The organism is Paenibacillus sp. NPDC057967 (assembly GCF_042887015.1).
Classification (GTDB): Bacteria; Bacillota; Bacilli; order Paenibacillales; family Paenibacillaceae; genus Pristimantibacillus.
This window is the reverse complement of sequence record NZ_JBHVQB010000006.1, coordinates 329,034-353,796: the sequence shown is the minus strand read 5'-3', so window position 1 is coordinate 353,796 and position 24,763 is coordinate 329,034. Positions and strand designations below refer to the sequence as shown.

Below are 24,763 nucleotides of genomic sequence, written 5' to 3'. Positions count from 1 at the left end.
TAGAAAAGGACCTCTAATGAGGTCCTTGGGGCCGGTCGCAGAAGACACGTTGCTCGTATTGTCATGCACTATGGTGAAGAAATGACCGGTTCCAGATGACCGGGAATACAAATATAATCCTGCTCAAACCCTGCCGGGTCCTCCTCATCCAGTCGGCGCAGCTCGCCGGTCCAGATTTGGAGCTTATATAGCGTATACCCTTCAAGGAGCCCTATGATGGCTTCCAGCGGTCTAGATCCATACGGATGATATTCGAAGGCAATAACCGGCTGCGATTCGCGAATCGTGTCCATCGCGCCATGCAACGCTTCGAACTCGTAGCCTTGCGTGTCAATCTTAATCACGCTCGCATGGCGTCTCTGCTGCTCTGTCAAGGATTGGTCCAGCGTCCTGGCCTCTATCTCGATCGGCTCGAAGTCGCCTCCTGATGCCGAGGAATCAGAGATTGTAGCACCCGACAGTCCCCTATTGTAGGCGGTCATGCTTTGCCGGAAAAAGGAAAGTTTTCCATCCCTGTCGCTTAAAGCGTGGGCGTATACTTCCACATGCTCATAGCCGTTCAACTTGACGTTTTCAGCTAATTGTCCGCAAATATCGGGATGAGGCTCGAAGGCGAGACACTGAATATCTTCTCCCTTGCTTGCCATATACAGCGTATGGTAGCCGATATTGGCACCGATATCGATAAAGATGCCGCCAGACTCCACGTAACGGCTGAGCCGCCTCGCAAGTTCGGGCTCCCAAGCTCCGCGCTCCGCGATGGTCTCTTCCAGAAATCCGGGGAGCGCCAGCCTCATCCGGAACGGCATGCCGCCAACTCCGTTTAATTGAACCTCTACTTGTCTGCCGGAATCTGACCCTCCGTTCGCGAGCAATGGCTCCAAAAACGTTTTGTTAAACAAAATATGCCGTTCATTGGGGTAATACTCCCGGGCTATTTCGTTATGCCGGTAAGCCGATGCGATATCACCCATGTGATAGCGGCATATACATAGCTGAAGATGCGGCAGCCAGGTCCAGCAAGCTTCTTTATAAAATCCGGTGCGGCTGGAAGGAGGCTCGATCTCGGTGGCTAGTTTGTACCAATAGGCGGCTTTGGCGTAATCTTCCTGCTCCAGATACAGATAGCCAAGCTTACAGCAAAATTCCGCCCTTGGCGCTGCATATTCGAACGATCGATATATGGTCACGCGCTCCTGCTCCGCATCCCCTTGCTCATGCCAAATCTCGGCCGCTTCGTAACAAGCATGCAGCCTGTCATCCAGAGAAGCGGTCTTGCTTTGATGGATGAGCTCGCATTGCCGAATCGCCTGATCGCTCCGCTGGAGCGCCTTCCATTGTTCGATACCGGCCGCTGTCCGTTCGTTGACCGCAAGCAGGCGGCGATAAAGCTGCACATATTGCCTAGCCATCTCCTCGTCGATGAATCGGCTCATCGCATACGAGCGCAGCGCGGGGCTGCTGGGGAACCGGCTTCGCTCCGCCTTATCCAGCATCTCCTCCACCGACTGGCACACCAATTCCGGGAAACCGCTCATCACCTCGGGCACCGCTCCGTTGGCGAGAGCGAGAACAGGTGTCCCGCTCATCATCGCTTCCACCATGACGAGCCCGAATGCTTCCTCACAGCATGTCGGAAACAGCATACAGCGTGCTTCTTTCAGAAGACGCCTTTTCTCTATACCGCCTACCTCACCCACATATTGGAGTAATGGATTGCGGCGCAGCGCTGGCTCAATCTCCGCTTGAAAATATTCTGTGCTATAGACAGGCCCGGCTATAACAAGCTTTTGTCCTGTCGCTTCCGCAATATGGATGGCGTGATGAATCCCTTTGTGCGGGCTTATCACACCCATGTACAATAAAAAGTCGCTTTTTTGCTCCGCATAATCGAACTCATTCGGGCTTACGCCGTTATAGATGAAGCAGCCGGCAGGATCGCCTGCCGCAAGCTGCGAGATCCGGCTAATATAGACCGGATGCTCGATATGGTTATGGACGGTGGCATGCAGCGTGCAGACGGTAGGTATCGGCAGATTCAGCTTGCCTATTACGGAGGAATGGGTATGATCATGAATGATATCGACCTGCGTGGGAAGCGTGCGTACGACTGTATCCCGTATGCCTTCCGGATTGCCCGTCCCATGCGTGTACGCATTCAGTTCAGCCGAAGTAGCGCTTCCCTCGGGCGCATACAGAATGACCCTGTGACCAAGACCTACGAGCCGTTCGGTCAACGTATGAACGACCCGCTCGATCCCGCCGTAAGCCGGAGGAGGAACAGGATAATAATCGGGGGCGATCTGAACGATTGTCAACGGTCCATTCGCATCGTCAAAGAGCTTCATCACGCAACATCCCTTCCAAATAACGTCGGTTATGAAGCACGGACGAATCATCCGGCCTGTACCGCCCAGCCATTTCATTATGATAGAAGGCGCGAGCATATTGGCCTAGCCTGCAATAAGTGACGCATAGCTGCAGATGGGGAATCCATGTCCAATAGGCGTCATGGACGAATCCCCATAGATCCTGCGGCTTCTCCCTGCGGATCGCGAGCCGGTACCAGAAGACTGCCTCCTCCAGGCGGTCCCTTGCGAGAAAGTAAGCACCGAGCCGGCAGCATCCCTCCGCGCGGGGCTCATCATCATCCATAGCCTTCCACAAATACGCAAGCTGCTTATCGGATTTGCCCAGACGCTCGGATATATCTGACAGCTTCATGCAGGACGCTATAATATCCTCCGACCATCCTTGTCCCGTATGAAGGAACCTCTCATAGATTTCCTCCGCCTGCTCCCACATCTGATGATCGGACAGTTCATTGGCATAATAATACAGATCACGGGGAGAGAAGTGTTCTCCCCGCTGCATTCTGTTCTCGAAGATCGTTAAGTTTCTGTCTGACTGCCGATGTACTCTGCGATGCGTCACGATAATGTCGCTATTGACGATAACCCCGGTTACCGCCAAATATTCGTGAACAGCGCCATGCCACTGGAAGTCTCTCTCCCGCTTGACCAGCCGGTTGCGTCGCAGGCTCATTGTGACGTTCCCGAATTCATCAAATGCGTAATGATAGATCATGGACACTGCATCGGCTTGATCGGCCATAGCTAATTTAAGCTCGGTCAGCTTGTGGCGATCCTCCTCCAGCAAGACGTCGTCGGCGTCCAGCCAGAGGATATAATCGCCTGTCGCTTTGCTGAATGCGAAGTTACGGGCAGCCGCAAAGTCATCGATCCACTCAAAATCGAAGATCCGCTCCGTGTACCGCCCGGCTATCGCTTTTGTCTCATCTGTCGATCCCGTATCCACGATGACGATGTCGTCAACAGCATCACGGACCGATTCCAGGCAGCTGCACAGAGTGGACTGTTCGTTTTTTACAATTAAGCATAAGCTGATGGTTCTCATATGCATCTCACCTTTCGTTGGACCCGGTCCCCAAGCTATATGAACGTAGTGATCAAATTATTCATTGCTCGTGTCTCCACAGCTACAGAGGTAACGTTAGTCGCTGTAATGACAGCAACCCTCAGCTGGTAGGTATGGGTGCCGGCAAGCGGCGTATCTACATAGGTCGAGCCTTGAATAAATCTCTGATTGCCGACGCTGCCCGAGAAGTTTTGCTCTGACCGGTATTCTGTCAGCAGGATACCATTGCGGTACAACCGCACTCGCATGTCAAGACGCTGATTGCCTGAGTTGAGAGTGACGTTGGTTTGCATGGATGTATCCACCTTGACCCGATTATTGATTGCCGCTGTCAACACAACGGCGAGCACGACAGCTTCCGTACCGTCAAGCGGGATGGCCAGAGCTGTTGCGGTCTGGGCGAATTGCAGCGAAGTGCCTGTGCCTGCCGGACCCGTAGCGCCTTGCGATCCGGTCGGGCCTGTAACTCCCGTCGCGCCGGTCGCTCCTGTAACGCCGATCGGGCCTGTCGGACCTGTTGGACCCGGTGTACCTGTTGGCCCTTGCGAGCCGGTTGCGCCTTGCGGACCGGTCACCCCGGTTGGGCCTCTCTCGCCTGTCGGGCCGGTGGCGCCTGTTGCTCCGGCAGCTCCGGTCGCCCCCGTCGGACCTGCATTGCCTTGCGAACCTGCCGGGCCCGTCGGCCCTATAAACCCGGTCGGGCCCGTCGCCCCCAGAGGCCCGGTGGGACCCTGCGTCCCTTGCGGACCGGTCGGTCCGGTTGTTCCAGCAGGACCTTGCGGTCCCGTCGGGCCGACAGTCCCTTGCGGTCCCGTCGGGCCTTGATCGCCTGGTGTGCCTGCGGGGCCTTGCGGGCCTGCAGCGCCGGTCGGACCGATCGCGCCTTGAACCCCTGCCGGACCTTGATCTCCGGTAACACCTTGCGCTCCGGTCGGGCCGGTCGCTCCTGCGGGGCCGGTTGCGCCGGTCGGACCGGCAATACCTGATTCTCCCGTTGGCCCGGTAGGACCGAGTGCGCCTTGCGGACCGACCGGACCTGTCGCTCCTACATCGCCTTGCGGACCGGTCGCACCTTGAACGCCTGCCGGTCCTTGCACCCCTTGCGGACCTGTCGGGCCTGTTACTCCTTGCGGCCCTGCCGGACCTGTCGGACCTGCCGAGCCGATCGGACCTGTCGGACCAGCGCTGCCATCCGCCCCCTGAGGGCCAGCTGGGCCTGTCGGTCCTGTAGCTCCGGCGACACCGGCCGATCCGGTTGCGCCAATTGGACCCGTCACGCCCGTCGGGCCAGCTGCTCCCTGCTCTCCCGTTGGCCCCGCTGCTCCTGCCGGTCCGGTAGGACCGATTGCCCCTTGCTGGCCATCCGGGCCTTGCACCCCTTGCGGACCGGCCGGACCTGTCGGGCCAACATCGCCCGTCGGACCGGTCACACCCTGTACGCCAGCCGGACCTTGCACCCCTTGCGGACCAATCGGGCCGGTCGCGCCAGCATCTCCTTGCGGCCCCAGGGCTCCGGTCGGACCGGCAATGCCGGTCGGACCCGTAGGGCCAGTAGCGCCTGTATCTCCCGGAGGACCGATAACCCCTGTCGGTCCGGTCGGACCAAGTTCACCGGATGGACCTGTTGGCCCGGTCGGACCTGTTGGGCCGCCTGCCGGACCTGCCGGGCCGGTTGGTCCTTCCGGACCTGCAGGTCCCGTCGGACCCGGAGGACCGCCTGCTGGGCCGGTCGGTCCCTCGGGACCTGTCGGGCCGATATCTCCTTGAGGCCCTGCCGAGCCTGTCGGGCCAGTGACGCCGAAGCCAGTCGGACCTGTCGGGCCTGTCGGGCCAACTTCACCTTGAACGCCCGTAGCGCCTATTGAACCTGTAGGGCCGGTAGCGCCGGCTGGACCCAGCGGTCCTGTCGGACCTTGGTCGCCTTGCGGGCCAGTTGCTCCTTGCGGGCCTGCGGGGCCAACAGGACCGGTTGCTCCGAATATTCCATCCGCTCCTGTCACCCCTTGCACACCTGTCGGGCCCTGCGGTCCCTGGAAGCCAATCTGACCTTGTGATCCAGTAACGCCGGTTGGGCCAGTCGGACCTGGCGAGCCAGTCTCTCCGGCGGGGCCGGTCGGGCCGGTAGGCCCCTCTGTGCCTTGCGGACCCGCAGGACCGGTAGGACCGGCTATTCCCGTAGGACCGGCATCACCTGCAGGGCCAGTGGCGCCCGGAGGACCAAGCGGACCCGTAGGACCGGTAATGCCCTGCACCCCTTGCGGTCCGGTAGCTCCTTGCGGGCCATCCGCGCCCGTCGGACCTTGAGGACCTTGCGGACCAGCCGAACCAGTCGCTCCCGCTTCGCCTGCAGGGCCGGTCGGCCCCAACGGTCCTGCCGAGCCAGGGGCTCCCTCCGGACCCTGCGCTCCGACCGGCCCAGTCGCTCCTGCCGGACCGGCAGATCCCTGCAATCCCGTAGCTCCAATAAGGCCTTGAGAACCTGTCGGACCGATCGGACCCTGCGGCCCGGCATCACCAGCAGGGCCTGTTGGACCTTCCGGACCTTGGGCACCGGCTTCTCCTGTCGGACCGGCGGCTCCCTGCGGACCTGCCGGTCCCGTAGCACCCGCCTCTCCAGCCGGACCCGTCGGGCCTTGCCCGCCTACAGGTCCCGTCGGCCCTGCGTCGCCGGCAGTCCCGGCAGGTCCCGTCACTCCAATTGCACCCGTCGGACCGGTCGTGCCTTGCGGCCCTAGCGGACCTTGCGGGCCTTCCGGTCCAGGCAAGCCAGCTGATCCAGTCGGACCGATGCTGCCAGTCGGACCTTGCGCTCCGGTCGGACCCGGTCCGCCCGCCGCACCAGTCGGACCAGCTACGCCTTGCGGGCCAATCGGTCCGGGCGGACCTGTCGTCCCTGCCGGTCCCTGCGGGCCATCAGAGCCCGTTGGTCCTTGGGGCCCCGGAGGGCCAATTCCTCCCTGGATTCCCGCTGGTCCAACGCCACCTGTCGCTCCCTGAGGACCTTCCGGTCCGGTTCCGCCGGGTGGTCCCGTTGGCCCTGGACCGCCCTGCAGCCCTTGCTCACCTGTAGGACCGGTTGCTCCTTGAACACCCGTAGCCCCTTGCGGGCCTTGAGGTCCTGTCGGACCGGTAATACCCGGCAGTCCTTGCGGACCGACAACCCCTGTCGCTCCCTGAGATCCTGTCGGACCTGTCGGCCCAACCGTACCTTGAGCACCCGTCGGACCAGTGGCGCCCGTTGGACCCTGCTCGCCAGTTGGACCGGTTGGTCCTGTCGGGCCGCCTGCCGGACCCGGCGGTCCCTGCGGTCCTGTCGGACCTGGAGGCCCCCCAGCTGGACCGGTCGGACCAGTAGCGCCAGTCGAACCCTGCTCGCCAGTTGGACCGGTTGGACCGGTAGCCCCAATTCCTGTAGGACCTGTAATTCCCGCAGGACCAAGCTCACCTTGAACCCCTGTAGCACCGACCCCTCCTGTCGGTCCTGTTGTTCCTACCGGACCTTGCGGGCCGGCAGCTCCCTGCACGCCCTGCGGTCCCGTAGGACCCGGGGTTCCTTCGCCGCCTGCCAGGCCTGTTGGACCTGCCGCGCCTGGCGGCCCCGTCGGACCTGCAGGACCATCAATACCCTGAGTACCTGTCGCACCCGGAGGTCCTGTTGAACCAAGCTCTCCAATTTCACCTGTTGGACCAGCGAAGCCAGCCGACCCTTGCGGTCCGGTCGGTCCGGTAAAACCAACCGGACCCAGCGGGCCAATAGGTCCCTGAAACCCTTGTATACCTGCCGGACCAGTTGTGCCTGGCGGACCTGTCGGGCCAATAAAACCTGCTCCGCCTGCAGCCCCGGTCGGCCCCGTCGGACCTTGCTCCCCTGTTGCCCCGGCTGGACCGGTCGGTCCGGGAATCCCTTGCGGCCCCGGATCACCCGCTGCTCCAGTCGCTCCCGTAGCTCCCGGGGGACCTGTCGGACCTGTAAGACCATCTGCTCCCGCTGGACCTGTTGGACCGGCCGCACCCGTAGCCCCGTCCGCTCCAGTTGGCCCTGCCGGACCGGTCGTACCTGTTACCCCGTCTGCGCCCTGCGGACCCGCAGGGCCCGTTGCACCCGTTACTCCAGCAGCTCCGGCAGGGCCGGTCGGGCCTGTCACACCCGTGGCCCCATCCGCACCCGTCGGACCTGCTGGGCCTGTCGCACCCGTAACGCCATCCGCCCCCGCAGGACCTGCCGGACCGGTCGGGCCTGTCGCTCCGGTAGCGCCAGGAGGACCACCTGCTGGACCTGTAGCGCCTGTAGAGCCTGTTGCTCCTGTCGGACCTGCCGGTCCTGGCACACCTGTTGCTCCCGTGGCACCTGTAGGTCCAACTGAGCCAGTCGTACCCGTAGCGCCGCTAGTTCCCGTCGGGCCTGCTGGACCCGTAGGGCCCGTAGCTCCATCCGTTCCCGGCGGACCCCCTGGACCTGTTGGTCCTGTTGCTCCCGTAGCTCCAGGCGGACCACCTGCAGGACCCGTCGCGCCAGTCGCACCCGCCGGACCTGTCGGACCTGTCGCTCCAGCAACACCTGTTACTCCCGTACTTCCCGCCGGTCCTGTCGGTCCAGTCTCTCCGGCAGCTCCCGTTGCTCCCGTACTTCCCGCAGGACCTGTCGGACCAGTCGCTCCAGCAACGCCCGTTGCTCCCATACTTCCCGCCGGTCCTGTCGGGCCAGTCGCTCCAGTAACGCCCGTTGCTCCCATACTTCCCGTCGGTCCTATCGGACCAGTTGATCCGTCAGCGCCAGTTGCTCCCGTACTTCCCGCCGCTCCTGTCGGGCCAGTCGCTCCAGCAACGCCCGTTGCTCCCGTACTTCCCGCCGGACCTGTCGGGCCTGTCGCTCCGGCAGTGCCCGTTGCTCCCGTACTTCCCGCCGCTCCTGTCGGGCCAGTCGCTCCGGCAACGCCCGTTGCTCCCGTACTTCCCGCCGGACCTATCGGACCAATCGCTCCCGTAGCGCCCGTTGCTCCCGTACTTCCCGTCGGACCTGTCGGACCAGTAGATCCCGTAGCGCCTGTTGCTCCGGTAGCCCCTGGAGGACCACCCGCTGGACCTGTTGCTCCAGTCGCCCCGGTAGCCCCCGTTGCTCCGGTATTTCCCGCCGACCCTGCCGGACCTGTCGCTCCGGTAGCACCTGTTGCTCCCGTACGCCCCGTCGGTCCTCCCGGTCCTGTCGATCCAGTAGCGCCCGTTGCTCCCGTACTCCCCGTCGGTCCAGCCGGTCCTGTCGAACCAGTAGCGCCCGTTGCTCCGGTACTCCCCGCCGGCCCTGCCGGTCCTATCGATCCAGTAGCGCCCGTTGCTCCCGTACTTCCCGCCGGACCTGTCGGACCAGCAGACCCGGTAGCGCCTGTTGTTCCGGTACTTCCCACCGGACCTGCCGGACCAGTCGGGCCAGTCGCTCCGGTAGCCCCAGGAGGTCCACCCGCTGGACCTGTAGCGCCTGTAGAGCCTGTTGCTCCTGTCGGGCCTGCTGGTCCCGTCGCTCCGGTACTTCCCGCCAGACCTGCCGGACCAATCGCTCCGGTAGCGCCCGTTGCTCCGGTACTTCCCGCCGGTCCTGCCAAACCCGTTGCACCTGTTGCACCAGTTGGCCCTGTTGGTCCTATCGTTCCAGGGATACCGCGCGGGCCAGTCGGGCCAGGCGCCCCCGGATCCCCATCATGCCCGCGCTTTCCTCTTGGACCGCGCGGTCCCTTGGGTCCCTTTGGCCCGGTCGGACCGGGAGGTCCTGCAATCCCCGGAAAGCCCGGTGATCCTGGCGGTCCTGCTTCTCCTGCAGTTCCTGGCAGACCATAATCGCAAGACCTTCGTCTCTTGCCGCGAATTCCGCTATATTCAATCTTTTTCGAGGGAAAAGGCCCTTTTTTTCTATGGATGGATTGGGTAGATTCTTCAATTGGTTTAGAAAAACGTCCACGTTTGAGCCGAAGCGATTTTCTGTTCCGTTTTGGATTTGGTATAGCCCTGCACCTCCTCCTTATGTTCATATATTTCTTATGACCGGACGTATCAAATCATTCCTTCCCTGGTGCATCATCCTAGATGGTACAATTCGGTTAGCGTTAGCATGTAAAAATGAACCAATCCCTATGGTTATGACAATAAATAGTTGAATGGCCATTCAGGAAGGAGAAGTCACTTGACTATTGAAGAGTTGATCGAGCTCGTGAAGCTGCACGGCAAATCCATATACGGCTTTTGCTTCAATCTGACGGGGAACAAGGAAGATACGGACGATCTGTATCAGGAAACGTTCCTTAAAGCTGTGGAGCATAGGCACAAGCTGGACGCGTCCCGTAATCCTAAAGCCTTTCTTATAGCCATCGCAGTACGGCTGCACCAAAACCACCGACGCAAGCTGGCCTGGCGGCGAAGAATCGCTCCGACAGGGAAGCTTGACGAAACCTCAATTCAATTCCTGGCGGCTGCAAGCGAAGCCACGCCGGAAGACGCCTTGCTGTCGCTTGAGCTGCGCGCCATGATCCGGGACGCCGCCCGGCAGCTGAACGCCAAGCTGAAGCTTCCTCTCTATATGCATTACACAGCGGACATGTCCGTCGAGGAGATCGCTGCAGCGCTCCGAATCCCGCAAGGAACAGTGAAGAGCAGGCTGCATAAGGCCCGCAAAACCATAAGACAAGTATTGGAGGTGGATTTCCCATGAACGACGCGGACTTAGAGCGAGCGCTCCGGCAATCGTTGGCTTCCGAAGCAGAACCGGAGGAATCATTCAATCAAAGCATCATCCTTCAAATAAAGGAGCGCAAACCTATAAAGATAAAATACCGCAAACGATTATCTGCAGGATTATTGACAGCAGCCTTGCTGCTTGTCCTGTCTGTATCCGCCTATGCGGCGGCACAGCTATTCAGCGCCAAGCAGGTTGTCGAGAAGCTTGGAGAGCAGCTGTTAGCAGAAGCATTTGAAAGCGCCGATGCCGTTCAGATCAATCAATCCAAGGCAGCCGGAGACTATCGTTTTACCCTGCATGGCCTCGTATCGGGAGCAGGCTTGAGACCATTTCAACATTCCGCAGAGGACATCTATCCGGACAGAACCTATGCAGTTGTATCGATAGCTCGAGGGGACGGGAAGCCGATGCCCGCTACCGCAAGCGCTGAATATGGGAAGGAACCGTTTTTCATCTCGCCGTTAGTCAAAGGCCTGAAGCCATGGCAGATCAACATCGCTTCCATGAACGGAGCATACAGCGAGACCGTTATCGATGGCGTCATGTATAGATTGATTGAATGCGACCAGGTTGAAATATTCGCAGATCGAGGCGTGTATTTGGCCTTCATCAGCGGTTCTTCTTTTTATAACACGGAGGCTTTTACGTACGATGAAACGACAGGGGAAATACAGACTAGAGAAGACTATAACGGCGCTGCGGTGTTGTTCGATCTCCCTCTCAACCTTGCAAAAGCAGATCATGAAAAAGCGGAGGCTTATGTAGAAGCGCTGCTGAATCCATCGCCTTCAGCAGCTTCCAGCAACCCCGATCAAGAGTGGGCCGAGTGGATTAATGAATTACGGGTGAAATTACGCGGCGGCGAGTCGATAGGCGAAATCATACCGGAATCGGTAAAAGAAGTGACCTATGACGACTCGGGGAACTTTCATTATGAGCATGATGATTGGAGCGTAACATCGACTCCGGAAGACTTTTTCAGAGAAGGTCAGGTTGGCGATTCGGACCGGTTTTCCGTCAGCGGGAAGGGCGATCTCTACTGGGCTCTGCAATTTCACAGAGACGGCGACGGAGTTATTACCGGCAGGATTATTGAGCTCGATCCCCAAAAGCAATAAGGGCTGCAAACTTTACTAATGAAAGAAGGCCGTCCTGTTGTCAATTAAGACTTCCAGGACGGCCTCTTCCTATATGAGCTTATGTCTGTACCACTTATCGCCTCTGAACCGCCAAGCGAATATGATGCCGCGGACGCCCCACTCAGCGACCATCGCCACCCATACGCCCATCAGGCCAAAGCCCAGCGTAATGCCGAGAATATACCCCAGGATGATGCGGAACAGCCACATCGACAGCAGAGATGCGATCGATGTAAATTTGGAATCTCCCGCCGCGCGCAGGGCCGACGGCATAATGAAGCTGAACGACCATACGATCGGCTGTGCAATTGCAATCAGCAGAATCAGCGCAAAGATAGATGGCACAATCTCCTTCGGCGGAGCGTACAAGTTCACCAGCATAGGGAATATAAGCAGCAGGATGACGGTGATGACGATATAGAATATCGTCGATAGTCCGATAAAGGATTTGATAAATTTCCTCGCATCCTCGATATCTCTACGACCGATACACTGGCCGACTACCGTAACAATCGCCACGCTAAGCGCCGTCCCACCGATCTGGAATAACATCGTCAACGAGTTGCTGATCGCGTTGATTGTAATAGCCATCGTTCCCAGATGGACAATAAACGTCTGGGTCAATAATTTGCCCCCGTTGAAGAACATTTGCTCCATGGCGAAAGGGATGCCGATATACAAGATTTTTTTCAAGATAGACCAATGGACAAGGAACGTATCTCTTAGTTTAATCCGAATCGTTTGATTATATTTAAACAAGTAGATCATCGATACAATCATACCGAGCACACGTGCCACAATTAATGAGATCGACAAACCAACAACGCCCATATCGAACCCTTTAATCAACACAATGTTAAGCAGAAAATACGATACATTCAGAATGAGCGACAGCATGAGACACGCCTTCGTCTCCGCTACGCCTCTTAGCACGCCGGTGACGGCCTGATAGATCGCAATAAACGGATACGAGATGCAGCTGCCGATCAAAAATATTTTCGCATGATGCAGAACATCCGCATCCGCGTTTCCAAACAACGCATTTAAGGTGGATGCATGGAACACAATGATCAATGCCGCGATGACTACCGATACGATAGCAACGGATGATATCGCTTGTGAAGCCGACTTCGCCACCATCTCCCCGTTGCCGCTGCCCTTGTACTGGGCTACGATAACCGTTCCGCCCGTAGCAATCGCGACAAACAGGTTCACAAGAAACATATTGATCGAATCGACCATGCTGACTGCACTGACCGCCGCAACCCCGGAGGAGCTGACCATGGCGGTGTTCATAATCGCCATTAATACAATAAACGCCGAATCTACGAAAATGGGAATAATGATTGCGAAAATTTGCTTGTAATCCATCGAGCTGCCCGTAAAATACTTCGTTAATAACGAATCGCTCTTCCGTTGAATGACGGATCGTATGCTACCGACCACAGCCTCATCACTTCTTTTCCTGTTGTTCTGACTTATTTCTCTGTCCATAAAGAAAGCCCGATCTATTCATGTTGAATAGAATCGGACGCAAACTGTCATATAGCTTCTTCCCCAGTATAACAAAAAAACGGCGGATGTGCCGTTTTTCCGAAATTTTATTTTAACTCCTCTTGCGAGGATTGGCATAAGTGTTCGAAGCTCTACGCCAATTGCTGATTGATCAAATAACAGTAAAGTCCCTTTGCCTCCATCAGCTCATCATGCGTTCCGCTTTCAAGCACACAACCCTTATCCAGTACAATGATGCGGTCGGCATGCTTTACCGTGCTAAGCCGATGAGCGATAATGAGCGTCGTCCGGTTCTTCAGCATTTCCTTCATATTGTGCTGGATCAGCCTTTCCGATTCCGTATCGAGAGCGCTTGTCGCCTCGTCGAACAGCAACAGCGGCGGATCGCCGAGCAATGCTCTTGCAATGGCAATCCGCTGGCTTTGACCGCCAGACAACCTCATTCCTCCCTCGCCTATAATCGTTTCGTATCCTAAGGCAGTATTTCGGATAAAATCATGGGCGCCAGCCATAACAGCAGCCGCTTCGATATCCTGATTGGACGCATCCGGTTGCCGGAATGCAATATTGTCTCGAATGGACCCCCGGAATATCGCCGTTTCCTGCTGGACCACTCCGATATGAGAACGTAAGGATTCCACATCGATGCTTTGCAGATCATGGCCATCCAGAGTAATCCGGCCGCTCGCGGGGAGATATAGCTTCGTGATCAGATTAGCCGTCGTCGACTTGCCGGAGCCGCTTCTGCCGACTAATGCGACCGTCTGTCCGGGCAGCATCTCGAAGGAAACGTTTTGCAGCGCATTGGCTCCGTCTTCCTCGTAGCGGAACGTGACATTTTCCCAGACCAGATGACCCCTTACTCCGGCAAGCTTGCGGAGATGCTGATCTTCCTTCTGCTCGGGTGACGCCTGAAATACATCATCCAGCCTCTCCACCGAGATGCGCGCTTCCATAAGATCATCCAGCATTTGAATCAAATAAGTGAACGACTGCGTAACCGTCGCCAGCAGCACGGTGAAGGCGACCAGCTCGCCAGCCGTCATTTCATTAGCCAGTACATAGCGGGAGCCAAAAAACAGCACAATGATGGTTCCGAGCGTCCGAATCCACTCGCTGCCCGCTTCCGCCGATACCCACAATAATATGCCTTTGACACGCAAATCCATTGCCTTCTTAAACTTAAGCTTGAGCTGGCCAAATACTTTTTGCTCAGCTGTCAAACTTTTCACTGCGGCAATATGCTGTACAGCCTCCACCAACGTCGAATCCGAATCGGCCTCCGCCAGAAATTGCTTTCGGCTATTCCGCCGCATGCGTGGACTGATGACATAAATCAATAAGGCGTACAGAGGAAAAATAACAGCAGCTAGCAAAAACAACTTCGAATTGTAATACAGCATTAAAGAGCCGTACACGATGATCGTAACCAGATCCAAAATAAAGCTGGAAGCGCTGTTCGTCAGTATTTTGCGCAACTTCTCGTTTTCGTTCACCCGCGCCAGCATATCGCCAACCGTTCGTTCGTTGAAAAACGAAAGCGGAAGCCTCAGCACATGCAAATAGAAGGCATGAATCATATTCATATCGATTTGCAGCGCTGTCTTGGACGCTATCCATTGCCTTATAAAAATAAAGCCTGTATTCACAAGCGAAATCACCAACATAGCCAACAGCAGGATAAGGAGCAGCCCTACGTCCTTTTCGACCAGTACGGTATCAATGACCTTCTGGGTGAAGACAGGCAGAGATAGCGACAGCAACTGGATGACGACGGATAGCGACAGCACGAAAGCCAGCATGCGACTATGCGGCTTCAGGAACGAGACGTATCTGCGCATTGTCGATCGATTGCCGCTGATTTCTTTCAATTCCTCTGTTGGCGCCAACTGAAGCAGCATACCGTTCCAGCCCTCGGCGAATTGCTCCAGTGTCAGCTTCTCAATCCCAATCGCCGGGTCGCCTACAATGACATGCTCATTCGTAATCGAATAGACGACAACATAGTGATTGCCTCTCCAATGGGCAATAGCGGGCAAATGAAGTTCAGCCAGCTCCGGCATACCGGTGCGATAGCCCTGTGCAACGAAACCAAGCGATTGCGCCGTCGTGCGCAATTGCTGAAGTGTCGTTCCCGATCGGGATGTCCGAGCGATCGCCCTAATTGTATGAATGGGCATTCTTATACCGTAATACTTGCCGATCATGCTGAGACAGGCCGGACCGCAGTCCATCTCGCTTTGCTGGAGCACAATAGGATAATTGCGCTTGAAACGCTTGCGCCTTTTTACCCCTATAGGAAGCGGCGAAGGCATGGCCATCATCGCATTGTCATCTAGCCCAGTTTCTGCCTCAAATTCATCCTTACCGGCGAATGCTGTGTGTTCCTCCGTCTCATCCTTCTCTGTAAAAGCTGAGCCCTGATTGACGACGCTGCATATACCATAAATTTGAGCGGCATTGCGGTCGATCTGCTCCCTCATATCTGGATACATGCGCGTCAGCACGTCCATCACTTCTTTGGACAGTCGAAGAAGAGTCGATTCCTCCGTCATTCTGACCGTTCGATCCAGAGGAACGGCATCCAGCAGCGATAATCCGCCGAAATAATCGCCCTCCAGCAATTCACCATGCCACTCGCCCGCGCTTTCCGACACGACCTCGGCACGTCCGGAGCGCAGGATATATAAGGAATCCCCGACCTCCCCCTCCGTGACTACGATCGTACCGGCTTCATAACGGCAAACGGCCATTTTATCAAGCAGAGAATGCAGCACACTCGTTTCTACCCGGGCAAATAAAGCGGATGTCTGCAAAAAGGTCAGCGTGGAATCCGAAGCAATGTACATGTTCAAGTAACCTTCAAGCTCCGGCTGCAACTGAAGCAACTCAGCGAAGTCCTCCTTCGCCAGCTTCCAGAGCCACAGCTCGGTTGAAGCCCGAACCGTCATATCGGCGATTTCCCGGCCAAGCAGTCCGCTCTCGCCAAAATGCTCACCCGGCTGCAGGAGGCCCAAATTCATTTCGCTGCCGTCCGCCTGCACCTTGATACGTCGCGCTTGCCCGGTTGCAATAATATAGAAAGCATCAATCGGCTTGCCCGTCTGGATGATCGTTTGCCCCATCAGATATTGCTCAGGCACAAGCCTTTGCGATAAGAGAGCTCTCTCCTGTTCATTCATAACATCAAAGAGAGAAACCCGGTTTAACAGCGATTCCAACTTGCTTCACACCCATCGACGGTCTTGTTTTTATACCTGCCACAACGCATAGTGAATATCGACTTCTTGCATCTGCTCGCGCAGCCATTCCCCGAATAGAATGGTTCTTATTCGGCTTCTCATCGACTCATCGAGCCGCGCGCTCATGATTTCTTCTACTTTAATGATCAAATAACCTTGACCCGTCTTGATCGGTCCCAGCACTTCACCAGGCTGAGCGCCGAACACAGCGGCAGCTTCAGCCGGGGTTAGAGCATCGCGCCCCATCTCTCCAACGTATCCGCCCGCTCTTCTTGTCTCATCTTCCTCGGAATATTCGCGCGCCAGGCAATGGAAGTCGCAGCCATCCTCCATACGGAACAGCAGCTCGCGTGCAGCTCCGTATTCCTTTATCACAATTCTGGAGATCGTCGCGGTATCGAATGCCAGGCGATTTTCGTAGTAATATTGTTCAACTTTTGGCTGGGAGAAGTGCTCGGCCGCTTTGGACTCTAATAGCTGATCCCGCACTCGCTCCCCCAAATCCTCTAAATTCATGCCGTGCCGGTCAAGCCATTCCGAAGCCGAAGCGACCTTAAGCAGACTTCGCTCGCGGCGGAACGCATCAATGCCGCGCTGCAGTTCCTCATCCGAAACCGTTAGTCCCGCATGCTCCGCATACTGGTCAATTAGCATCTGTCTGGCCTTTTGCTGAAGAATCTCGGTAGCCTGATGATTGCGGACATAACGGAGCAAGTCCGCATACGTTACAGCCTGGCCTTTAACCGTCATCAAAACGTTATTTATTGACATACAGACTCCTCATCTAAGTTCATAAATAGGCTGAAAAGAAAGAATCACCCCAATGTAGAGGTGATTAATCTTGATCAATCTTCTGCCGCCTATCCTAGCTCATATAAATCGTTCTGCCTGGCAATACGGCTTTATTGCCCTGCGATTGAGCCGAATTCGGAACGACGGGGCCACCAAAATATCTATTGGGTCCTGATCCGCCCGCCACTTGGTTCATCTCTTGTTCAGTCAGTGTTTTTCCTTCTTCCTTCAATTCTTCCAGACGAAGCTTGGGTTTAGACTCCGTCGATACTGGTTGATTGTTCTCTGCCATGTTCCCGCCACCTCTTAAAATTTTAGTTGTTTATTAGTAGGGATCGTTTTTCCGTTCATATTAATAGGGGTTGTTCCTTGAAGCTTCCCAGTTCCAGCACCGCCCGTAACTTGCTTCATTTCTTGTTCGGTGAGCGCTTTGCCTTCTTCCTTCAATTCATCCAGATGAAACTTTGCTTTAAGCTCGGAAGATGCTTGTTGATGATTCTCTGGCATTTCTTATCACCTCTTCATCTAGTTTGGTATAGTTTACAGAAAACGATATGGTTCAAAAAGCAACTAAAGTTGTCATTTTAATAGGGGAATGATAGGATCGTATAACCGACTTTCTGTTTTTTTCATAGGAATAGGAGAGTGCACGATGTTAGTGGAGCAGCAGTACTTCGAGGTGCGGGGTATGCGGTATACGATTAGATCTGCCAATGAAGAAGATGCAGCGGCATTATCGGAGTTGAGAGTGAAGATAGACGGAGAAACCGAACATATGGATCGGGAGGCAGGAGAGGCTTTCATCAGTACGGAAGGTTTCAAGACGCTTATTCGGAGGGATAGCGAGGGAGAGCGCAACCTATTTTTGGTCGTGGTTGCAGATAACCGTCTCGTCGGCTTTTCAAGATGCGAGGGCATCTATTTGAAGCGGTATGCCCATAAGGCTGAATTTGGTGTTTGTATTCTGGAGGAATTTTGGGGATATAGCATCGGGAAAGAACTGCTGAAGACTTCCTTAGCATGGGCAGACTATATCGGCATAACAAAAATAACCTTGAATGTGCTGGAGACAAATAAGAGCGCTATCCGGCTGTACGAACGTTTCGGATTTCAGATTGAAGGCGTCTTGCAGAATGACAAAGTGCTGTCCGACGGCCGGTATTACAACACCGTTGTCATGGGGCGCTTCCGCGGATAAGCGCCTCCATGGCAGCGTCATTCCTGCGTCATTCCTAGCAGGTTCAAAGAAGCTTCTTCTTATCCCTCTTACCTAGGTGGGTATACGGAATCTCCTCCACCAGAACAATCTCCTTTGGCATCTGATAGCGAGCCGCACGCACTCGCAACCACACCATAAGCTGTTCAGCGTTCACTTCCGAATGCGGGGTTGGCTGAATACAAGCCTTGAGCCGCTGTCCGAAGGTCTCATCGGGGATGCCAATTACGGCAACATCCTCGACCTGCGGATGATGAATCAGAATATGCTCCAGCTCAATGGGATACACATTTTCACCAGCTGATACTATCCGGTCATCCGCTCTTCCACACAAGTAATAGAGGCCGTCGCTGTCCCGATAGCCCATATCGCCCGTCTCAATCCACCTCTTGCTTCGTTCTGCCCTTGATAGATAATTTTGTACACAAAATTGCCCAACCACTCCCGGTTTTGCTTCATTCATATCCTCATCCAATACAAAGAGAGGCATACCGTCAATCTTCCGTCCCAGCGTATGAGCCGACTGCCTTAAATCCTCCGGCGTTGCGACAATATTCAGTCCCGACTCCGACGTTCCGTACAAATTGCACAACACATCCCCCAGCCTAGCGTAGACTTCGGCTACCAGCTTCGGATTAAGCTCGGCTCCTCCTGAAGCGATGCAGGCGAGCGATCGCATATCCTCGGCATTATGCTTCAGCATCTTGTCCAGCATTAGCGGGACAACGGTCGCCACTTGCACCTGATGCTCCCTTACAAGCGCACATGCCTTGGACGCATCAAAGCCCGATGTCAGCACAATCTTTTTGCCGAGAGCAACGAATAACAGCAGGATGGCAATGCCATAACCGTGGTAGATCGGCGTTGCGATATAGCCGGTATGATAACGCACAAGATGAAGTCGCTCTAGCAGCGTATAGAACGGGTTCAAATAGTGGAATAAGGAAGGCCTGTGCGGCACTTTCTTCGACTTGCCTGTCGTGCCTCCTGTTAGAAGCATAATCGTGCCCGATGACGTTCGATGCCAGCTGGGCCTGGCGTTGGAGATACCGTCTGTCTTCTGGTTATTGACAGCAGGTCTCACATCGTGATAGCTAAGCAGCTTCCCCTTGTTGTACGTGGACTGCTTAATGAAGGTGGTAAGCTCTTCATCATAGATCAGCAAGTCAAAGTCATAAGCAGTTATCAAGTCTTGCAGCTGGTCCTGGCTCATCTCGGCGTTCAACAAATAGAGATCGGCTCCGGCCCAGGACGAGGCAAATACCGATTTCACCAGCGAAGCATGATTGCGGCACAGGAGCGCTGCCTTGCTCCCAGGCCGAATACCATAGTTCTCTCGCAGCGATATGGACAATTCCTCGGATTGCACTAGCAGCTGGCGATAGGTTATCGTCTCGCTGTCGTCAGCAATGGCGACCGCTTCTCCATAGGTCCGCTCGGTTATTCTCAATAAAGCCATGACATTGATTCCGTAGCGACAGATTGCGGCAATCAGACGAAAGAGGCCGAGCGGACTAAGCATCCCCATCTTCCGCATCACTTGCGCCAGTTTAAGCATCCCCATGCTTGTCCCTCCTTTTACTCAGCTTACGCGGCATCCGCCTCTCCCATAACCCTCTGAATAGAATGGAGGCAACCTGTCCCAAGAACAGCCACCAAGGATTCCAGGTCCTCCGCTTCGTGTACATCGACTTGGCGATAATGCGTGCGACATGCTCCGGGCTCATGGCGGGCATCTTCCGGTAAGCGGCGGTCGGTTCTATCATCGGAGTACGGACCAGCGGCAAATAGATCGTTGTCGTGAAGATCCCCGCAGCATTCAACTCGGGAGCAGCAGAACGAAACCAGGTATCGAATGCGGACTTGGAGGCTTGGTAAGCCGCCCAGGATGGGAGCGGAATTAGAGATGTATTAATAGTAGATACATTGATGACTTGCCCTTGGCGTCGTTCCAGTCCGGGTATAACGGACAGTAGCAGCTTGACCGGAGCCAGGTAATTGATCGACATCGTTCTGGCATAGTCATGATAACGGTCCAAGGAATCATAGATGGATCGCCTGATCGAGAGTCCCGCATTGCTCACCACAATATCCGGTTTATTGCACTCCTCGCGAAGGGTGCCAAGCAGCGCCTCCATCTCATTATCTCGCCTCAAATCCGCAGCAACAACGGTTACCTGAGCCTTCTTGTTGGATTCTATCTGCCGCTTAATGACTAGCAGCTTGTCTTCCCTTCTCGCTACCAATACAAGATGGACTGGAAATTGTCCCAGCAGCAGCGCGATCTGCTCGCCAATTCCGGAGCTTGCACCTGTTATGAGTATCGTTTTTCTTCTTATCGCCTTAGCCAGCCGGTCTTCATCCAGCCGAGCGGATGGAAAGAGCAGCCTCTCTAATACGCTGTATCTACGCATCGTCATAGTCCTTTTTTGGAAAGTAATGTCCTTCTATTGTCTACTACTCTAGCGGATGAGACAAGAGTGGATGCGGGCGCTACCCTTTCAGAAACTCGGCTTGTAGATTGTTGGCGAGACCGTTCCACGACCTCTAAGCTGAGAAATTCGGCTTGCAGAGCGGCGCTGGCCCGTCACGCGGCCTCTAAGCCGAGAAACTCGGCTTGCAGAGCAGTGCAGGTCCGTTCCGCAGGCTCTAAGCCGAGAAACTCGGCTAACAGAGCAGCGCGGGACCGGTCCGCTGCCTCTAAGCCGAGAAACTCGGCTTGCAGAGCGGCGCTGGCCCGTCACGCGGCCTCTAAGCCGAGAAACTCGGCTTGCAGCGTACCGCTCAGCAACAACTAAAATCAAAAAATGGCGGTAACAGGAATAACCTCCTGATCACCGCCATCTCTAGTAACTTCTTCAATCGGAGAGAGCTAGCCATCGAATGAATATAACGGCTCTGGCTATCCTTTAAGAGCAGGCTCCTTCACTGGAACAGGCTCGGTCTTCGCTGGCGGAGCAGCCTTCGCAATGTCCAGCAGTAAAAACTCGCCAATCTTCGAGGAAACCGAATATGCAAGCTGCTTCTGGCTCAGAATCTGCTGCAGCTCGTCAAGGCTATGCCATGTCCATCCGGCAACGGTAGCCAGATAGGACACATACGTTTCATTATGGATGAATATGAGCTTTTTCGATATCCGATGAAGCTCCTTCAGCCATATGCCGGCGATCGGCTCGCTGATCATGCGGTAGAAGTCGGTCACGACAAGAACATCAAAGTAACCTGACGCATAGGGCGTATCCGCTCCCAGCATATAAACGACCTCTTTATCCGTCAGCTTGCTTTTGAAATCCTGATACCTATGCTTGTTCTGCAAAAAAATATGCGAGACGTCAAGCTCCTTCAGCAAAGCCAAACTGTCGGCTCCTACGATAGCGGAGCGTTCCGCACCCGCCAAATAATCGTCATACAGCCTTCCAATCAACTCAACAGGATAAAGCGGCGTAAAATACTTGATAACCAGGCGGTTGAACTTCGACATGATTCCATCATAATGCATATCGGCGGAATACGGATACAGCTCTGTATCAAACGTATAATGCTTGAAATGCATTTTTTTGCGGTTCATGAAGCTTGTCTTGATTTTCATATCGATTTTGTCGTCAGCCGCATGCGGGAGATGCAATACGCATATTTCCTCCGTAGCGTACATAGCTGCGCCATGCAGATGCAAGTGGTACGAAAAGTCGGTATCCTCCGCTCCCCAGCCCTTGAACGACTCGTCGAAACCGCCGGATTTGACCACAATCTCCCTTGACGCGCTGACCGCGCCGCTCCAGCCCATCGTCCATGGCACATCCATCCGGTTCAAATCGCCGCCAACCAGCTCGAAGTGCGCCGTCCGCATATCCTCCCAGCCGGGATGGGACTTCAAGCGCTCGCATGTGTCCGCCAGGTTCTGCGGCGTGATGCCTTCAATGACCGACATGTCCTCTGTGTCCGGGTCGGTGAAAGCTCCCAATATATAATGGTACAGCACCATATTCGTGCTGTTCCCGATTCGTCCAACGGATTGATGGATCATGGTATCCGGAATGATAATTCCGCTGTCCAGAAAGACCAATATACGCCCCTTGCTCTCCGCAATGCCGGTATTGCGTGCTCTGGAACGGCAGGAGTGCTTGTCTCTCGGGATAAAAATATAGTTCAGCGAAGGCAGCTTGTCCCGATACGAATCCACGACCTCGCGAACCGGCTCCGTAGAGCCGTCGTCTACAATGACCACTTCCATTCCAATATCATCCAAGTCCTTTTGACCGCTTATAAAGCTCAGTGTCTGCACTAATTGCTCGGGCTTGTTATGCACCGGAATAATAATTGAAATATCCATACCGTTCATTCCCTCCATCCACTGCCGATCTTAGGGAGAACTTCCGAACGAAGCTCTCCCTCGATGATTAAACCTCCAGCTTCACTACTTCTTCGAATTGATAAGGGACCAGATTGTTGCGTCTGCCCAGCTCTTCCACCAGCGCAGTCAGCACCTGCTCCTCTGCGGTCCTCATATGTCCCAGCCGATTCGCGATATCTCCGAGCGTCTGATTGTTACGAGAATAGAAATACTTCAGCAGCATATTGCGAAGCACCATCGCCTCGCCTTCCAAGCGCGTGTAGCCTTCCAGAGCCGCGCTATCTTCACTAAGCGCCCCCTGTTCCTGCAAGTAGCGAATACGGGCCGTCATCATTTTTTTGTGCTCCCACAAGATATGAAGCGGCCTGACGTCGAGATTAATGCTGCCCTCAGCCAGCAGCCGGAAGCATTCCTGCAGCCCCGTATAGATATCGAGACCATAGTACCCTTCAATGCTTTGAAAGTAGAATCTTAATCGCTTGGATGTATTGACACTATGCAAATAATCACTCATGCTGTCCAGCATCGTCTGCAGCTCCAGATCGAATTTTCCCAGCTGCGCTCCGTACCGCGAACCGCCATATTCACGCGGCTCTACCTTGCGGCACAGGCTGATCCCCTTCTGCCCCGTATCGTTGTGATAAGCGAGGCCAAAGTTCTCGAAGGTTACCTCCTGGAATGAAAACTGCCTGTTTTTATCAAAGATTGCAACATTGTATATTTGGCGGTTCAGATCGTAGCCGTACACCATCAAATCGTGACTGAAATGATGCACTCCGTTGCTGATGGAGTTCGGGATATAATATTCATCCACATACGTCGAGCAATAAAAACTTTCATCAATATGTCTCTGTAAGAAGGCATGGATATCGACGCCAAGGTCGGCAAGCATATCTTTATTCGTCTGCCGATACTGAAGCCATGGCACATTGCTGAACAGAACCATGAGATTGGGATAAAAGTCGAGGCGGTACTCCCCGATCTCGACATAATCCTTGGAGATATAGAGCTGATTGTAATGGGTGTAAATCCATGGCTTGCACTCCTCATAGTTTTGAAGAATGCCCAGCACGTAAGCATGTCCCAGAAATCCGTATACGTCCGGAATAGTAAAAGGCAGCTTCCTCACGCCGTCGAACTCACTGGCCTCTGTACGCACAGCTTCGTTGCTCATCAATGGTCCCCTTCCTCTGTTAGAACGATTCTTTGTCGGCGAACATTCTCGTGCAGCGATTGCACATCATCAGATTGGTTGTTTTCAAATATTCCCGGAAGCTGGTCGCACGCTCGCCCTCCCACATCTCCTGGAACGTATTTTCATAGATATTGCCATACTTGTAGTCCGGCAAGTCAACGCAAGGATAAACTTCGCCTGTCCTGCGAATAACCATCTCATGCCATGGCGCTACGCACTTTGTACGCCCGAACACATTGTCGATATCGGTGAAATATTCATGGATATCCACGAAGCTGGATGTATCGACGCCCTCGGACTCCCAGATCTCCTCCAGATCCTTTTTGAGCGCTAATGTATCAATACCGATATCCTCTTCTACAAAGCCTTGCCATCCGGCAGACACATCGCAGTTCAGATGCTCCTTCATCTGCTCGGCGTACGCCAGTCCACGCTCTTGCGTCGTGAACAACAGTGGCGCGAAGTTGACCGACAAGTCGCGGCGCTTCAGCCATGGGTTTTTGGAATCATGAAGCACGACATTCGCGTCCTTGAATCGCTCGCGCAGCGCGCCGAGAAAATCCTTGATGCTGTGATAGTTGTATTTGGAGAGAACCATCGTGATATTAATGAAAGGGAACATCTTTTTGCGTCTGCGCTTTTCTTCGATAAGAGCATCGATGTTTTCGCAGATCGTCTTGAAGCTGCCCTTGCCGCGGATGGAATCATGGAATTCCTCCGGCCCGTCAATCGATATGTTCATCGCCACAATATTCTCCATAATGAACTGAACCTGCTTCTTAATCAGTGAACCGTTCGTAAGCAAATAAATATTCGCCTTGCGGCTGCGCAAATACTCCACCAGCTCCGTGAAATGCTTGTACAGCATCGGCTCTCCGCCAGTCACAATAACGCTAAGGTTTTTGTTCGTCTCGGTTACGTCATGAAGGAATTTCTTTAAGACCTCGATATCCAGCTGCTCGCGAATGGCCCGTTGGGGCTCCTTAAGCGCCCAGCCGGTCTCGCCCCAGATATGGCAGAAACTGCAGCGGTAGTTGCACATTTCCGAAGGAAACAACGTAAGCTGTTTAATTTCCGGCTTCAAAGTTTGGACATGCTCGACTAGCGCTGTTCCACCAAGACTGCCTGCTTTCGTCAACATATAAGAAATC

16 protein-coding genes are annotated in these 24,763 nt (G+C 54.8%); 3 read left to right on the top strand and 13 right to left on the bottom strand.

The window, feature by feature from the left end:
• Window positions 1–68: 68 nt before the first annotated feature.
• From ACFVSO_RS17725 to ACFVSO_RS17715, 3 genes are read right to left on the bottom strand one after another with little or no spacing between them, the layout of a single operon-like run.
• Window positions 69–2,348: an FkbM family methyltransferase gene (locus tag ACFVSO_RS17725; RefSeq protein WP_387475925.1), complete on the bottom strand. Its 2,280-nt coding sequence runs from the start codon at window positions 2,346–2,348 to the stop codon at window positions 69–71.
• Complete coding sequence (locus ACFVSO_RS17720; RefSeq protein ID WP_387475923.1) at window positions 2,335–3,417, bottom strand: tetratricopeptide repeat-containing glycosyltransferase family 2 protein; 1,083 nt, start codon at window positions 3,415–3,417, stop codon at window positions 2,335–2,337. Before ACFVSO_RS17720 ends, ACFVSO_RS17725 begins: the two co-directional genes overlap by 14 nt.
• A 35-nt stretch (window positions 3,418–3,452) precedes the next feature.
• Window positions 3,453–9,035, bottom strand: coding sequence for a beta strand repeat-containing protein (locus tag ACFVSO_RS17715; protein ID WP_483875067.1), 5,583 nt, complete (start codon window positions 9,033–9,035; stop codon window positions 3,453–3,455).
• Window positions 9,036–9,610: 575 nt separating this feature from the next.
• On the opposite strand from ACFVSO_RS17715, the gene ACFVSO_RS17710 reads away from it, so the two are divergent.
• Complete coding sequence (locus ACFVSO_RS17710; RefSeq protein WP_387475921.1) at window positions 9,611–10,135, top strand: RNA polymerase sigma factor; 525 nt, start codon at window positions 9,611–9,613, stop codon at window positions 10,133–10,135.
• Window positions 10,132–11,280: a hypothetical protein gene (locus ACFVSO_RS17705; RefSeq protein ID WP_387475919.1), complete on the top strand. Its 1,149-nt coding sequence runs from the start codon at window positions 10,132–10,134 to the stop codon at window positions 11,278–11,280. Before ACFVSO_RS17710 ends, ACFVSO_RS17705 begins: the two co-directional genes overlap by 4 nt.
• A gap of 69 nt (window positions 11,281–11,349) precedes the next feature.
• On the opposite strand, the gene ACFVSO_RS17700 is transcribed toward ACFVSO_RS17705, so the two are convergent.
• From ACFVSO_RS17700 to ACFVSO_RS17680, 5 genes are all read right to left on the bottom strand, one after another.
• Window positions 11,350–12,672 carry an MATE family efflux transporter gene (locus ACFVSO_RS17700; RefSeq protein WP_387476232.1) on the bottom strand — a complete coding sequence of 441 codons (1,323 nt, stop codon included), beginning with the start codon at window positions 12,670–12,672 and terminating at the stop codon, window positions 11,350–11,352.
• 275 nt (window positions 12,673–12,947) lie between these two features.
• Window positions 12,948–16,037 carry a peptidase domain-containing ABC transporter gene (locus ACFVSO_RS17695; RefSeq protein WP_387475918.1) on the bottom strand — a complete coding sequence of 1,030 codons (3,090 nt, stop codon included), beginning with the start codon at window positions 16,035–16,037 and terminating at the stop codon, window positions 12,948–12,950.
• Window positions 16,038–16,067: 30 nt separating this feature from the next.
• Window positions 16,068–16,829, bottom strand: coding sequence for a peptidylprolyl isomerase (locus tag ACFVSO_RS17690; protein WP_387475916.1), 762 nt, complete (start codon window positions 16,827–16,829; stop codon window positions 16,068–16,070).
• A 94-nt stretch (window positions 16,830–16,923) separates the two neighbouring features.
• Window positions 16,924–17,142 (bottom strand): hypothetical protein, encoded by a 219-nt coding sequence (locus ACFVSO_RS17685; protein WP_387475914.1) that lies wholly within the window; start codon window positions 17,140–17,142, stop codon window positions 16,924–16,926.
• Window positions 17,143–17,156: 14 nt separating this feature from the next.
• On the bottom strand, window positions 17,157–17,357 hold the full coding sequence (locus ACFVSO_RS17680) for a hypothetical protein (protein WP_387475912.1): 201 nt from the start codon (window positions 17,355–17,357) through the stop codon (window positions 17,157–17,159).
• A gap of 145 nt (window positions 17,358–17,502) precedes the next feature.
• On the opposite strand from ACFVSO_RS17680, the gene ACFVSO_RS17675 reads away from it, so the two are divergent.
• Window positions 17,503–18,048: a GNAT family N-acetyltransferase gene (locus tag ACFVSO_RS17675; protein WP_387475910.1), complete on the top strand. Its 546-nt coding sequence runs from the start codon at window positions 17,503–17,505 to the stop codon at window positions 18,046–18,048.
• A gap of 43 nt (window positions 18,049–18,091) precedes the next feature.
• Here the strand turns inward: ACFVSO_RS17675 and ACFVSO_RS17670 are convergent, their stop codons facing one another.
• The 5 genes from ACFVSO_RS17670 to ACFVSO_RS17650 form a co-directional block, all read right to left on the bottom strand.
• Window positions 18,092–19,630 carry an AMP-binding protein gene (locus ACFVSO_RS17670; protein ID WP_387475908.1) on the bottom strand — a complete coding sequence of 513 codons (1,539 nt, stop codon included), beginning with the start codon at window positions 19,628–19,630 and terminating at the stop codon, window positions 18,092–18,094.
• On the bottom strand, window positions 19,617–20,480 hold the full coding sequence (locus ACFVSO_RS17665) for an SDR family NAD(P)-dependent oxidoreductase (RefSeq protein ID WP_387475905.1): 864 nt from the start codon (window positions 20,478–20,480) through the stop codon (window positions 19,617–19,619). The genes ACFVSO_RS17670 and ACFVSO_RS17665 overlap by 14 nt, the downstream gene beginning before the upstream one ends.
• Window positions 20,481–20,968: 488 nt before the next feature.
• The gene (locus ACFVSO_RS17660; protein WP_387475902.1) at window positions 20,969–22,396 is read right to left on the bottom strand and encodes a glycosyltransferase family 2 protein; all 1,428 of its coding nucleotides are present in this window, start codon (window positions 22,394–22,396) and stop codon (window positions 20,969–20,971) included.
• A gap of 67 nt (window positions 22,397–22,463) precedes the next feature.
• Window positions 22,464–23,591 carry a hypothetical protein gene (locus ACFVSO_RS17655; protein ID WP_387475900.1) on the bottom strand — a complete coding sequence of 376 codons (1,128 nt, stop codon included), beginning with the start codon at window positions 23,589–23,591 and terminating at the stop codon, window positions 22,464–22,466.
• Between the two features lie 19 nt (window positions 23,592–23,610).
• Complete coding sequence (locus ACFVSO_RS17650; RefSeq protein WP_387475897.1) at window positions 23,611–24,753, bottom strand: radical SAM protein; 1,143 nt, start codon at window positions 24,751–24,753, stop codon at window positions 23,611–23,613.
• Window positions 24,754–24,763 lie beyond the last annotated feature (10 nt).

What these genes read in the sequence shown, in the direction of transcription:
- ACFVSO_RS17670 (WP_387475908.1), bottom strand. Translation starts at nt 19,630, where the DNA reads ATGGGGATGCTTAAACTGGCGCAAGTGATGCGGAAGATGGGGATGCTT.
- ACFVSO_RS17690 (WP_387475916.1), bottom strand. Translation starts at nt 16,829, where the DNA reads ATGTCAATAAATAACGTTTTGATGACGGTTAAAGGCCAGGCTGTAACG.
- ACFVSO_RS17650 (WP_387475897.1), bottom strand. Translation starts at nt 24,753, where the DNA reads ATGTTGACGAAAGCAGGCAGTCTTGGTGGAACAGCGCTAGTCGAGCAT.
- ACFVSO_RS17680 (WP_387475912.1), bottom strand. Translation starts at nt 17,357, where the DNA reads ATGCCAGAGAATCATCAACAAGCATCTTCCGAGCTTAAAGCAAAGTTT.
- ACFVSO_RS17705 (WP_387475919.1), top strand. Translation starts at nt 10,132, where the DNA reads ATGAACGACGCGGACTTAGAGCGAGCGCTCCGGCAATCGTTGGCTTCC.
- ACFVSO_RS17660 (WP_387475902.1), bottom strand. Translation starts at nt 22,396, where the DNA reads ATGGATATTTCAATTATTATTCCGGTGCATAACAAGCCCGAGCAATTA.
- ACFVSO_RS17665 (WP_387475905.1), bottom strand. Translation starts at nt 20,480, where the DNA reads ATGCGTAGATACAGCGTATTAGAGAGGCTGCTCTTTCCATCCGCTCGG.
- ACFVSO_RS17655 (WP_387475900.1), bottom strand. Translation starts at nt 23,591, where the DNA reads ATGAGCAACGAAGCTGTGCGTACAGAGGCCAGTGAGTTCGACGGCGTG.
- ACFVSO_RS17685 (WP_387475914.1), bottom strand. Translation starts at nt 17,142, where the DNA reads ATGGCAGAGAACAATCAACCAGTATCGACGGAGTCTAAACCCAAGCTT.
- ACFVSO_RS17725 (WP_387475925.1), bottom strand. Translation starts at nt 2,348, where the DNA reads ATGAAGCTCTTTGACGATGCGAATGGACCGTTGACAATCGTTCAGATC.
- ACFVSO_RS17675 (WP_387475910.1), top strand. Translation starts at nt 17,503, where the DNA reads ATGTTAGTGGAGCAGCAGTACTTCGAGGTGCGGGGTATGCGGTATACG.
- ACFVSO_RS17700 (WP_387476232.1), bottom strand. Translation starts at nt 12,672, where the DNA reads ATGGATTACAAGCAAATTTTCGCAATCATTATTCCCATTTTCGTAGAT.
- ACFVSO_RS17720 (WP_387475923.1), bottom strand. Translation starts at nt 3,417, where the DNA reads ATGAGAACCATCAGCTTATGCTTAATTGTAAAAAACGAACAGTCCACT.